This window comes from Oscillibacter sp. KLE 1745 (assembly GCF_000469445.2).
In the GTDB taxonomy this organism is placed as follows: Bacteria; Bacillota; Clostridia; order Oscillospirales; family Oscillospiraceae; genus Oscillibacter; species Oscillibacter welbionis.
The window spans coordinates 1-11,148 of record NZ_KI271660.1 but is presented as its reverse complement, the minus strand read 5'-3'; the positions used below and the strand labels follow the sequence as shown (position 1 = coordinate 11,148).

The following is an 11,148-nucleotide window of genomic DNA, read 5'->3' as shown; positions in this document are numbered from 1 at the left end:
CTGCGGTGGGGGCCCCCACCTGCTCGCCGGGCCGGCCGATGTAGCCCAGCAGGCCCTTTACCGGCACGTCGGCGCCCTCCTGGGCCACGATCTTCAGCAGGACGCCGTCGGTTTCCGCCGCCACCTCGTTGGTCAGCTTGTCGGTGGTAATCTCCAGCAGGGGCTCACCGGCCTTGACGGGATCGCCCTCCGCCTTCAGCCACCGCTCCACGGTGCCCTCCTCCATGGTCAGCCCCAGCTGGGGCATTTTGATTTCCGTTGCCATTGTTTACGCTCCTCACAGCAGGATGTCCATGGGATGCTCCAGCAGATCCCGGACTGTCATCTCGAATTTGGCCGCTACCGCGCCGTCCAGCAGTCGGTGGTCGAAGGTCAGGGAGATCCGCAGCACCTGATGCTTGGCGATGGTGCCGTCGTCCTCCATCACCAGCTCATCCTCCGTGCAGTTGACGCCCAGAATGGCCGCGTCCGGCTGGTTGATGATGGGGGTGAAGCTCTCCACGCCGAACATGCCCAGATTGGACACAGTGAAGGTGGAGCCCTTGTACTCGTCGGCGCCCAGCTGGTTGGCACGGGCCCGCTCCGCCAAATCCTTGGCCTTGGCGGACAGGGCTTCCAGGCTCAGCAGGTCCGCGTCCCGGATCACAGGGACGATGAGCCCCGCGTCCAGAGCTACCGCCATGCCCAGATTCACATGGGCCCGGCGGATGATCTGCTCCCCGTCCAAGCTCACCAGGATCTCCGGATGACGGCGCAGGGCCTTGGCCACGGCCTTCAGCACAAAGTCATTGACAGAGAAGGCATGGCCCTCCTCCTTCAGCTTTTTGCGGAAGGCCAGCAGGGCGGTGACGTCCACCTTCACCGTCTGGGTGACGGTGGGGATCTCCACAGCAGAGGTGTACATCCGCTGGGCCACCACCTTCCTCATGCCGGTGAGCTTCTCCACCGTGTCACCCTCCATCAGCTCCAGATTCTTCACCGGGAAGGCGGTGCCGGAGACAGCCGCAGGCGCGGCGATCTTCCGATCAGCAGGGGCGGGAGCAGCTGCCTTGGGCGCGGATTCCGCCGCGGCCAGGATGTCCCGCTTGACGATCCGGCCGCTGGGGCCGGTGCCGGTGAGGACGGTGTAGTCCACGCCCATCTGTCCGGCGATCTTCCGGGCCAGGGGAGAGATTCGGATCCGCTTGCCCCCGGCCGCCGGGGATGCCGCAGGGGCAGAAGCCAGCGCAGCCGCAGGCTCCGCAGACGGGGCAGCAGAAGCCGCGGATACAGCGGGGGCAGTAGTCTCCCCCACCTGTTCGCCGGGCTGGCCGATGTAGGCCAGCAGTCCCTTCACCGGCACATCCTCGCCCTCCTGGGCCACGATCTTCAGCAGGACGCCGTCCTGCTCGCTGGTGATCTCATTGGTGAGCTTATCAGTGGTGATCTCCACCACCACGTCCCCGGCCTTTACAGCGTCTCCCTCGTGCTTGATCCACTGGGAGACGGTTCCCTCCTCCATGGTCAGGCCCAGCTGGGGCATCAGTACTTCATAAGCCATCTCACACGCCTCCTCACTTGTTCAGCACGCGCTTGACAGCCCGCACAATATCCTCCGGATGGGGGAAGTTCTTGTCCTCCAGCACCGGGCTGAAGGGGGAGCAGATGTTCAGGCCGCAGACCCGTTCCACCGGGGCGTCCAGCTCATCAAACAGCTCCTCTGCGATCTGGGCAGAGAGCTCACCGGCGTAGCTGCCCCGCTTGACCTCCTCGGAGACGATGATGACGTTGTGGGTCTTGGAGACGGACTTCACGATGGCATCCCAGTCCAGGGGCACCAGAGTCCGCAGATCCAGGACCTCCACGTCGATGCCCTCCGCCTCCAGGGTCTGGGCGGCCTCCAGGGCGAAGTGGACCTCACGGCTCCAGGTGATGATGGTCAGGTCCCTGCCCGCCCGCTTCACGTCCGCCGCACCCAGGGGGATGGTGTACTCCCCATCGGGGATCTCCTCCTTGTGGGCGTACAGCAGCTTGTGTTCCAGGAACACTACCGGGTCGTCGTCCCGGATAGCGGACTTCAGCAGGCCCTTGGCGTCGGCAGCGGTGCAGGGGGCCACCACCTTCAGTCCCGGGAAGTGGCAGAAGAAATTCTCCAAGCACTGGGAATGCTGGCCTGCGTTCCGGCGGCCGGCGCCCATGGGCGCCCGCAGGACCATGGGGACGCTGCACTGTCCGCCGGTCATGTAGCGGATCTTGGCAGCCTGGTTGAACAGGGGATCCGCGCACTCCGTGGCGAAGTCATCGTACATCAGCTCCACCACGGGCCGCAGCCCCCGCATCGCGGCGCCCACGGCCATGCCCACAAACCCCTCCTCGGAGATGGGAGTGTCAATGACGCGGTTGGGGCCGAACTCCTCCAGAAAGCCCTTGGTGATGGCGAACACATTGCCCATGACGGCCATGTCCTCGCCCATGATGAAAACCTTTTCGTCCCGGAGCATTTCCTCGTGCAAGGCTTCACCGATGGCCTTGCTGACGGTGATCTTCTTGCTCATCTCGCCACGCACCTTTCGTTGTCAGTCACATACATATCATCCAGCACCGTCGCGGGGTCCGGATATGGGGACGCATCCGCGAACTTCACAGCCTCGTCCATCTCGGCCTCTGCGTCCTGCCGGATGGCGTCCAGCTCCTCCTGGGCGGCGCCGCTCTCCAGCAGCCGCCGCCCCAGCTTCTCGATGCCGTCGTTTGCCAGGGCGTGCTCCATGTACTCCTTGGGGCGGTAAACCGCCGGGTCACCGCAGTAGTGGCCCTGATAGCGGTATACCTTGGCCTCCACCACATAGGGTCCCTTGCCGCTGCGGGCGTGGTCCAGGGCGACCTTCATAGCCTCATACACCGCGATGGCGTCCGTGCCGTCCACCACGGCGTAGGGCACGCCGTAGGCCGCGGCCCGGGAGGCCAGATCCGGGGTGTTGGTGACCCGGTGGATCTCCGTGGACACGCCGTAGCAGTTGTTTTCAATGAACCAGACCAGCGGCAGCTTCCAGGCGGCGGCCATGTTCAGGGACTCGTGGAAGGAGCCCTCGTTGGTGGAGCCGTCGCCGAAGCAGCCCACGGTGACGGAGTCGTCCCCCATGATCTTGGAGGCCAGGGCGCTGCCGGCGGAGATGGGCTGTCCGGCGCCCACGATACCGTTGGCGCCCAGGTGGTTCATCTTCTCCATGTCCGCAATGTGCATGGAGCCGCCCTTGCCCTTGCAGTAGCCGGCAGCCTTGCCGAACAGCTCCGCCATGGCCCGCTTGGGGTCCGCCCCGCGGGCGATGGCATGGCCATGGCCCCGGTGGGTGGAGGTGAAGTAGTCCCTGGGCTCGATGGCCGCGAAGGCACCGGCCTCCGCTGCCTCCTGACCGATGCTCAGGTGGATGTTGCCCGCCAGCATGCCCTTGGTGAAGCACTCGGCGGCGTGTTCCTCAAAGGCCCGGATCCGGACCATGTCCCGGTACAGGGACAACAAAAAGCTCTTTTCATAGGTAGCCACGATTCAACACGACCTTTCTCAGTGTACGATGGAATAGTAGATAAATACAGGGATCAGGGACAGCAGCGGCAGAATGACCGTCTCCATCGCCACGTGCTTGTAGCCCTTCTTATAGGACACGCCGGACAGGGCGAACAGCATCACTACGGTGCCGTTCCAAGGCAGGGTGTCCAGTCCGCCGCAGGCGATGGAGGCCACCCGGTGGATGATCTCCGGCGTGTACCCCCAGGAGATGAAGGTCTCACCGAAGAGCTCCAGCGCGATAGTCAGGCCGCCGGAGGCGGAGCCGGTGATTCCGGCGATGATGGTGGTGATGGCCGCCACCTTCACCAGGCCCGGCAGCGGCAGGTTGATGATGTTCTCCTGCACCAGGGCAAATACATCGGTGGCGGAGACCACCTTGCCCACGCCCACCACGGCAGCGATGATGATGCAGGGGAAGATCCCGTTGTTGAAGCCCTCGGAGACAATTTCTCCAAAGCCCTTGACGCCGCCCAGGGATTTGCAGAAGAACAGGAGGGACAGCACGCACCCGGCCGTGAGGCCGTACAGCAGCTCCACACCGAAGCCGTTGATGAGGACGAAGGTCACCACCATGGGCAGCAGGGAGATCCAGAAGCCCGGAGCCCGCTGCTCCAGCTCTTTCTCGTCCAAAATGCCGCCCTGGACCTGGTAGAGCTCGATGGCCGCCTCCGGGTCGTCATGACCCTTCTTCACCTGCCAGTAGAGGTAGCCGACACCTACGACGATCATGAACAGCGTGGCCAGCACGCCCTCCACCGGGGCGGCGGTCAGCGCCGTGCCCAGAATCTGAGTGGGAATGATGTTCTGCATCTGCAGGCTGCCGGGCATCTGGCCCATGGCAAAGGTGGCGATGGCCAGGCCGGTGATGCCGGGGAACAAGTACCATGGGATGCCCGCCTTGGGGAACAGGATCTTGGCAAAGGGCAGCAGCACGAAGATCATCACGGTCACCTGGATGCCGCCGTACACCAGCAGGGCGCCTACCAGCACGTAGATCAGCAGCGTCCACTGGGTTCCGGCCTTGTTGATGAGGGTGCTGCTGATGCGCCAGGTGGCGCCGCTCTTGTCATACAGCGCGCCCAGCAGGGCGCCCAGGGCGAAGATCACCAGCCAGCTGCCCACGAAGTCCTTCATGCCGATGAGGAAGGGGCCGTCCGCCCCCACCAGGGAGGCCGCCACGTCCAGCCCGCCGAACAGGGCCACGATGGCCGCAGCCAGCACTGCCGCCAGGAACATGCTGATTTTTTTGTAAGCCGCAAAGATCAGCACCGCGAATGCCAGAATGATTCCAATCACGCTCACTACGATCATGTTGTCTATATCCTCCCGTCCTTCTCTGTCAGATTTGATGAAAGCGGCGCCCGTTGCCGTGTACCCTCCTTTCCCGCGCCCCCCAATATGTCTTCCAATTTGAATTTTAGCAACTGGCAATTCAATAGTGAAATACCATGTTTTTATGCAGGAATAACAAAAACTTATAAACAGCTAGTCAAAAAAATGTCAATTCGCACTTTTGGCATAAAGAAAATCTTGATTTTTCAATAAAACTCCTTTATTCTTAAAGAAAAGCGCGGCGGTGCGCCGCCGGAGGGATGGGAGGTCTGCCGGATGCTGAATCTGAAGCGGCTGCAATATCTGGACGCGGTCTACCAGTATAAGAATTTCAACCAGGCCAGCGAGGCGCTCTACGTGTCCCAGCCGGCCATCTCCTCCGCCGTCCAGGCGCTGGAGGAGGAGCTGGGGGTGCGGCTGGTGGTCCGCAGCTCCAAGGGCGTTACCTTTACATACGAGGGCGAGCAGTTTATGATCTGGGCGCGGCGCATCCTCAGCACCTGTGAAGCGGCGGAAAATGCCATGCGGGATCTGGCCGGCACGGCGGAACAGCGCCTGCGGCTGGGAATCTCCCACGTGCTGACGAATCCCATCGTGCCCATGATCTTCTCCACCTTTCTGCGGGAGCACCCCAAGGCGCAGATCTACCTGAACGAGGGCTCCATGAACAAGCACGTGGAGATGGTGACGGGTGAAATGCTGGACCTGGCTTATAACGCCTTCCCCACAGCGCCGGAGGCGGAGGAGCTGGAGATCATTCCTATGGGCACTATGGAGATCCACGCGGTGCTGCATCCGGACCATCCCCTGGCGCGGCTGGACCGGATCCCCCTGGCGCGGCTGGGGGAGGAGAAGCTCATTATGATGGACGCCCAATCCAAGGTGAAGGAGTTGATGAGCCGGGAGTTTGAGCGCCATCAGGTGATCCCGGACATTCTCTTCAATTATGACCAGGTGCTGTGCATGGCGAATCTGGTCCGCTCCTGCCGGTACGTGGGCATCATCAGCGTGGCCCAGGGCCAGCAGGCCCTGGGCTGCGAAGGGCTGGCGCTCCGCCCCTTCGAGGAGCCGGTGGTGTTCGACGTGGGGTTCTTTCTCAAAAAGGGGCGCTATCTGCCCAAGCTGGGGTGGGAGCTGATCCGCTTCATCCAGGAGAACACCCTGCGGGGCGGCACCTAACCGCGGGAACTCCTTTCCAAAACATCATGGCAAAAAAGCTGGCTGCCCGGCGGGCAGCCAGCTTTTTTGCGACGCAGCTGCATCGCAGAAATTTGTGAACGCTATTTCCCTGCCCTTCCCAGGCAGCAGGATCCGGATGCGCCCCCTCATGCGCAGCGGCGAGCGTTTCTTTTCGCGGCGCGCTGCCGTACTTGTGAAGCTCCGTGCCTGTTCAATGGACCGTATCCTGAAACAGCCGGACCATGGCCGCCACGGCGCGGTCCGCCCCGTCGGGGTCATGGGCGAGGACGGCCTCCATGATGGCGTAATGGGTGTTGTAGATCCGCAAATTGATCTCCCGCAGCTGCTCCGGTGTGTAATCCCGAATCGTCTCCACAAACACATCCGTGTTGAGGCGGACAATCACGTCATTAATCAGAGAGGCCAGCGTGTTGTGGCTGGCCTTGGCCAAAGCGCTGTGGAACGCCACATCATACTCCTGGAAGCTGAAGAGGCTGTCCAGGTTGGCCTTCGCGCCCTCCAGGGTCTGCCGGAGCGCCTCGGCATCCTCCTCCGTGTGGTGGATGGCAGCCAGACGGGCGCAGCTGCGGTCGTTGATATGCCGATACTCCAGCAGCTCATCCAGATTGATGGCCCCCATGGCCACCAGGTTTTTCAGGGGCTCTTCCACGGATTTCAGGGAGACGCCCCGGATCACCGCGCCGCCGGAGCTGCCCACGGCGGTTTCGATCAGTCCCTCCTGCTGGAGCATCCGCAGCGCTTCCCGCACCACAGGGCGGCTGCGCTGGAACATCTCCGCCAGCTCCCGCTCCGGCGGGAGCCGGTCCCCCGGACGCAGTTCCCCGGAAATGATCTTGGGGTAGATCTGATTGTAAATAGCCTCGGACGCCCGCTGGGTCTTGGCAGGCGTGAAGAGGGCTTTGGAAGAAGGCTGCTCCATCATGGTTCTCCTTACCCTTCCTGCTTTTTGTGAAAAGTATATCATACTCGAAAGCCGGAATCAAGGGAGAGTCCGTAGGATGCCTGCAGGAGTGGCGAGACATATCCGCACGCGACATTGTTAAAAATTGTGCAAAATAGCTCGTTATTTTAATAACGCTTGACGGGCATTGGGTAAAGTGCTATAAAATAAAGCAAGAAATATAAATGGTAAAACCATTTATAAGGCAACATATTTTGTTGTCAGGCCGGCGGCACGACTGTCATGTCCCGGCAGCAAGCGACCCTTCGCAGAGAATCGACAGGATAAAAGAAAAAGGAGTGTTTGATGTGAAAAAGACGTTGGCAATGGTATTGGCACTTGTGATGATGTTTACCCTGCTGACAGGCTGCGGCGGTGGAGGCGGTGATTCCGGCGGAGACGGCACCGGCGCGGAATACACCTGGCGCATGGCGCTGAACGGCAGTGCCCCCGGCGAGCTGGGCTATGATATGGCCACGTTCTTCAAGGAGAAGGTAGAGGAGCTCACATCCGGCCGCGTCTCCATTGAATTCTACGGCGGCAACAGCCTGGGTTCCACCACTGAGGTGCTGGAGGGCATGGCTGCCGGCGTAGCGGACATCACCTGCGAGTCCGTGGGCACGCTGGCTCCCTTCACAAATCTGGCAAATATCGACATCATGCCGTACATCTACAACGGTTACGACCACTTCCAGGCGGTCTGGGGCGGCGAGCTGGGCCAGGAGATTCTAGACACCGTGGGCAATGACTCCGGCTTCAAGCTGATGGGCGCCGGTTACCGTGGTGCCCGGATCGTGACCGCCACCAAGGAGATGAAGACCGTGGAGGACTTCGCCGGCTTCAAGCTCCGCAGCCCCAATCTGGAGGGCTACATCAAGGTTTGGGAGTGGATGGGCTCCGCCCCGACTCCCCTGGCTATGGGCGAGACCTACACGGCTTTGCAGCAGGGCACCGTGGATGGGCAGGAGAACTCCATCCTGGACTCCCAGAGCTATTCCTTCCAGGAGGTCTGCCCCTACTGGATTCTGACCAACCATGTATACAGCGCCAACACCATCATCATGGATAAGGCGTACTTTGAATCCCTGCCGGAGGACATCCAGTCCGCGCTGGAGGAGGCTGCCGTCTATGCCGGCGAACAGATCGGTCAGGAGGTGCTGGAGCGGGAGGATGCCGCCAAGGAAGAGCTGACCGCGGAAGGCGTCACCTTTGTGGATGTGGACAACGCCGCCTTTACCGAGCATTTCAGCGGCTATGCGGAGGCCAACTTCCCCGATCTGGCCGACTGGTGCAACCAGATCCGTGCACTGGCTCCCAATGCCTGACAACCGCCACGAAGGACATAGCGAGGTGTCAAACATGCTGAGAGGATATTCCAAATTCCTAGATGTCCTGGAGAAGGTCGAGAAAGCGATCCTGGCTGTCACCGTAGGGATTATGGTCATCATCATCGCCTACCAGGTCATCATGCGGTACATCTTTGCCCACGCCAACTCCTGGAGCGAGGAGCTGGCCCGGTATCTGTTCATCTACGACGTGATGATCGGTGCAGCCATTGCCATCCGCCGCAACAGCCATCTGCAGATCGACATTCTCATCAATCTGATGAAGCCGAAGGTGCGGACCATCCTCACCATCATCGCCACTCTGGCCGGCATGGTGTTCATGGTATTCCTGCTGTCCTACTCCATCACCCTGGTGCAGACCGGCGCCCGCACCATGTCTGCGGGGCTTGGGATCCCCATGTCCATCCCCTATTCCTGTATGCCCGTCGGCATCGTGCTGATGCTCCTGACTTCCATTGAGGTCCTCTTCAAGAACATCTCTGCCCTGCGCGGGGCCGGAAAGGAGGCCCAGGTATGAACGCCGGCCTGTTAATCATCATTCTGCTGCTGGGTCTCGCCCTCCTGGGATTCCCCATCTACATCGCCCTGGGCATCGGCGCCCTGGCGGCCCTGAACCTGGCGGACCTGCCCCTGATTGTGCTGCCTCAGAGAATGTTCGCGGGCATGAACGGCAGCGCCCTGCTGGCCATCCCCTTCTTCATTCTGGCGGGCAATATCATGTCCCGCAGTATTACAGGAAAACTGATTGACATTTGTAATGCCATTATAGGACACATCAAGGGCAGCCTGTCCCTGGTGACCATTCTGGCCTCCGCCCTGTTCGGCGCTATCTCCGGCTCCGGCGTGGCCACCGCCTCCGCCATCGGCGGCATCACCATCCCCGCCATGAAGCGGGAGGGCTATCCCGCCCCCTTCGCCGTGGGCGTAGCGTCCATCTCCTCCATCCTGGGTCCCATCATTCCGCCGTCCATTGTGCTGATCGTGTACGCCAGCATCACCAATGTGTCCGTGGCGGAGCTGTTCCTGGGCTCCGTGTTGCCGGGCATCATTCTGGCGGTGGCTCTGATTGCCTACGGCCTGTATTACGGCCACAAGCACAATCTGCCGGCCCATGAGAAGCCCAACCTGAGGAAGATCGGCTCCTCCGTGCGCAAGGGCATCTGGGCGCTGCTGATGCCCATCATCATCCTGGGCGGCATCTTCGGCGGCATCTTCACCCCCACCGAGGCCTCTGCCGTGGCAGTGGTGTACAGCCTGATCATCAGCCTCTTCGTATACAAGGACATGAGCTTCAAGGAGCTGCCCCAGGTGTTTGTGGAGGGCGCAGTTTCCACCGCCACCATCATGGTGATGGTGGGCCTGTCCTCCGCCTCCAGCTATGTAATCACCACCTCCGGCCTGCCCCAGCAGCTGGTCTCCTTCTTCAGCTCCATCACAAACAGCCCCGTCGTCATTCTGCTGCTGCTGAACATTCTGTTCCTGATCATCGGTATGCTGATGGAGGCCAACGCGGCTGTGGTGATGATGACCCCGATCCTGCTGCCGCTGTTGAATGCCTTCGGCATCGATCTGCTGCAGTTCGGCATCGTCATGAGCTTCAACCTCTGCATCGGTCTGGTGACGCCGCCGGTGGGCCTGTGTCTGCTGCTGTGCAACCAGACCGGCGAAACCCGGCTGTCTCACTCCCTGAAGGCCATGATGCCCATGCTGCTGATCTCCATTATCGTGTTGTTCCTCATCACCTATGTCTCGCCCCTCACCACCTTGCTTCCCAGCATCATGGCGGGCTGATTGCGAAGAAAGGAAGTCTTGGATATGCAAAAAATCGGATTTTTGGGAATGGGCGTCATGGGACTGCCTATGGCGAAAAACGTGGTGCAGAAGTGCGGGCTGCCCGTGCTGGGCTACGATGTGGTCCAGCAGCAGATGGACGCCTTCCGGGAGGCAGGCGGCATCCCCGTCAGTGACCCGGCAGAAATCTACAAGGCCTGCGACGTGATCCTCCAGATCCTGCCCACCCATCCCATCATCCGCAACAGCGTGGAGCAGGCCATCCAGTACGGCAAGCCCGGCAATGTGATTGTGGACCTGAGCTCCACCGCACCGGACATCATTCTGGAGCTGTACCAGCAGGCCAAGGACGCGGGGATGTTCCTGCTGGACTCCCCGGTCAGCGGCGGCAACCCCATGGCCATCGCCGGGACACTGGCCATTATGACCGGCGGCGACAAAGAGGCCTTTGACAAGGTAAAGCCGGTCCTGGCGTGCATGGGCAGTCCCGTTTACACCGGCGGCCCCGCCAGCGGCAGCGTCACCAAGCTGGTGAACAACATGATCGGCGGCGCCATCCTGGTGGCCATTGCGGAGGGCTATGCCTTCGCGGCCAAGGCGGGCATCGACCTGCAGACCACGTTCGAGGCCACCCGGGGCGGCTTTGCCGGCGGTCCCATGTACGACAACAAGGTGCCCAAGATCATCAAGCGGGACTACACCCCCGGCGCGCGGATCGCCGTCCACCGGAAGGACATCCTGAACGCCAAGCACTATGCCCACAAGCTGGACATCGACACGCCGCTGACAGATGTGGTCCTCCATGTGATGGACTGGATGAACGACAACGGCCACATCGACGAGGACCAGGCGGCGCTGGTCAAGTATTACGAGGACAAGATGGGCGTGAAGGTCGGCCGGGAGGAGACGGCAGACTGACGCTTGTCAGACGATCAATCTCAGAGTGCGCGGGGACCGGATGCCTGTCCGGTCCCCGCGCATTTCTGTAAAGAGGG

General features: G+C 61.4%; 11 protein-coding genes. 5 read left to right on the top strand and 6 right to left on the bottom strand.

What is annotated here, in order from left to right:
* From HMPREF1546_RS01160 to HMPREF1546_RS01140, 5 genes are all read right to left on the bottom strand, one after another.
* Positions 1–265, bottom strand: a 265-nt coding sequence (locus HMPREF1546_RS01160; protein ID WP_021751603.1) for a biotin/lipoyl-containing protein, incomplete at its 3' end; no start/stop codon positions are given.
* Positions 266–277: 12 nt separating this feature from the next.
* Positions 278–1,540 carry a dihydrolipoamide acetyltransferase family protein gene (locus HMPREF1546_RS01155; protein ID WP_021747767.1) on the bottom strand — a complete coding sequence of 421 codons (1,263 nt, stop codon included), beginning with the start codon at positions 1,538–1,540 and terminating at the stop codon, positions 278–280.
* A gap of 13 nt (positions 1,541–1,553) precedes the next feature.
* Complete coding sequence (locus HMPREF1546_RS01150) at positions 1,554–2,534, bottom strand: alpha-ketoacid dehydrogenase subunit beta (RefSeq protein WP_021747768.1); 981 nt, start codon at positions 2,532–2,534, stop codon at positions 1,554–1,556.
* Positions 2,531–3,475 carry a thiamine pyrophosphate-dependent dehydrogenase E1 component subunit alpha gene (locus HMPREF1546_RS01145; RefSeq protein ID WP_051319924.1) on the bottom strand — a complete coding sequence of 315 codons (945 nt, stop codon included), beginning with the start codon at positions 3,473–3,475 and terminating at the stop codon, positions 2,531–2,533. The genes HMPREF1546_RS01150 and HMPREF1546_RS01145 overlap by 4 nt, the downstream gene beginning before the upstream one ends.
* A gap of 63 nt (positions 3,476–3,538) precedes the next feature.
* Complete coding sequence (locus HMPREF1546_RS01140) at positions 3,539–4,855, bottom strand: GntP family permease (RefSeq protein WP_021747770.1); 1,317 nt, start codon at positions 4,853–4,855, stop codon at positions 3,539–3,541.
* Positions 4,856–5,152: 297 nt separating this feature from the next.
* On the opposite strand from HMPREF1546_RS01140, the gene HMPREF1546_RS01135 reads away from it, so the two are divergent.
* Complete coding sequence (locus tag HMPREF1546_RS01135) at positions 5,153–6,055, top strand: LysR family transcriptional regulator (protein WP_021747772.1); 903 nt, start codon at positions 5,153–5,155, stop codon at positions 6,053–6,055.
* Between the two features lie 211 nt (positions 6,056–6,266).
* Here HMPREF1546_RS01135 and HMPREF1546_RS01130 read toward each other — a convergent pair whose 3' ends face one another.
* Entirely contained in the window at positions 6,267–6,995 is a 729-nt protein-coding gene (locus HMPREF1546_RS01130) for a FadR/GntR family transcriptional regulator (RefSeq protein WP_025544779.1), read from the bottom strand.
* A gap of 329 nt (positions 6,996–7,324) precedes the next feature.
* Here HMPREF1546_RS01130 and HMPREF1546_RS01125 point away from each other — a divergent pair, with 329 nt between their 5' ends.
* From HMPREF1546_RS01125 to HMPREF1546_RS01110, 4 genes are read left to right on the top strand one after another with little or no spacing between them, the layout of a single operon-like run.
* Positions 7,325–8,341 carry a TRAP transporter substrate-binding protein gene (locus tag HMPREF1546_RS01125; RefSeq protein WP_036629491.1) on the top strand — a complete coding sequence of 339 codons (1,017 nt, stop codon included), beginning with the start codon at positions 7,325–7,327 and terminating at the stop codon, positions 8,339–8,341.
* A 34-nt stretch (positions 8,342–8,375) separates the two neighbouring features.
* Positions 8,376–8,879 carry a TRAP transporter small permease gene (locus HMPREF1546_RS01120; RefSeq protein ID WP_025544782.1) on the top strand — a complete coding sequence of 168 codons (504 nt, stop codon included), beginning with the start codon at positions 8,376–8,378 and terminating at the stop codon, positions 8,877–8,879.
* The gene (locus HMPREF1546_RS01115) at positions 8,876–10,153 is read left to right on the top strand and encodes a TRAP transporter large permease (RefSeq protein WP_021747776.1); all 1,278 of its coding nucleotides are present in this window, start codon (positions 8,876–8,878) and stop codon (positions 10,151–10,153) included. The genes HMPREF1546_RS01120 and HMPREF1546_RS01115 overlap by 4 nt, the downstream gene beginning before the upstream one ends.
* A 24-nt stretch (positions 10,154–10,177) precedes the next feature.
* The gene (locus tag HMPREF1546_RS01110; protein ID WP_021747777.1) at positions 10,178–11,071 is read left to right on the top strand and encodes an NAD(P)-dependent oxidoreductase; all 894 of its coding nucleotides are present in this window, start codon (positions 10,178–10,180) and stop codon (positions 11,069–11,071) included.
* The last annotated feature ends 77 nt before the right edge of the window (positions 11,072–11,148 follow it).

Excerpts from the sequence above, each read along its gene's own strand:
- HMPREF1546_RS01120 (WP_025544782.1), top strand. The coding sequence starts at position 8,376 with ATGCTGAGAGGATATTCCAAATTCCTAGATGTCCTGGAGAAGGTCGAG.
- HMPREF1546_RS01145 (WP_051319924.1), bottom strand. The coding sequence starts at position 3,475 with ATGGTCCGGATCCGGGCCTTTGAGGAACACGCCGCCGAGTGCTTCACC.
- HMPREF1546_RS01150 (WP_021747768.1), bottom strand. The coding sequence starts at position 2,534 with ATGAGCAAGAAGATCACCGTCAGCAAGGCCATCGGTGAAGCCTTGCAC.
- HMPREF1546_RS01110 (WP_021747777.1), top strand. The coding sequence starts at position 10,178 with ATGCAAAAAATCGGATTTTTGGGAATGGGCGTCATGGGACTGCCTATG.
- HMPREF1546_RS01155 (WP_021747767.1), bottom strand. The coding sequence starts at position 1,540 with ATGGCTTATGAAGTACTGATGCCCCAGCTGGGCCTGACCATGGAGGAG.
- HMPREF1546_RS01140 (WP_021747770.1), bottom strand. The coding sequence starts at position 4,855 with ATGATCGTAGTGAGCGTGATTGGAATCATTCTGGCATTCGCGGTGCTG.
- HMPREF1546_RS01135 (WP_021747772.1), top strand. The coding sequence starts at position 5,153 with ATGCTGAATCTGAAGCGGCTGCAATATCTGGACGCGGTCTACCAGTAT.
- HMPREF1546_RS01130 (WP_025544779.1), bottom strand. The coding sequence starts at position 6,995 with ATGGAGCAGCCTTCTTCCAAAGCCCTCTTCACGCCTGCCAAGACCCAG.
- HMPREF1546_RS01115 (WP_021747776.1), top strand. The coding sequence starts at position 8,876 with ATGAACGCCGGCCTGTTAATCATCATTCTGCTGCTGGGTCTCGCCCTC.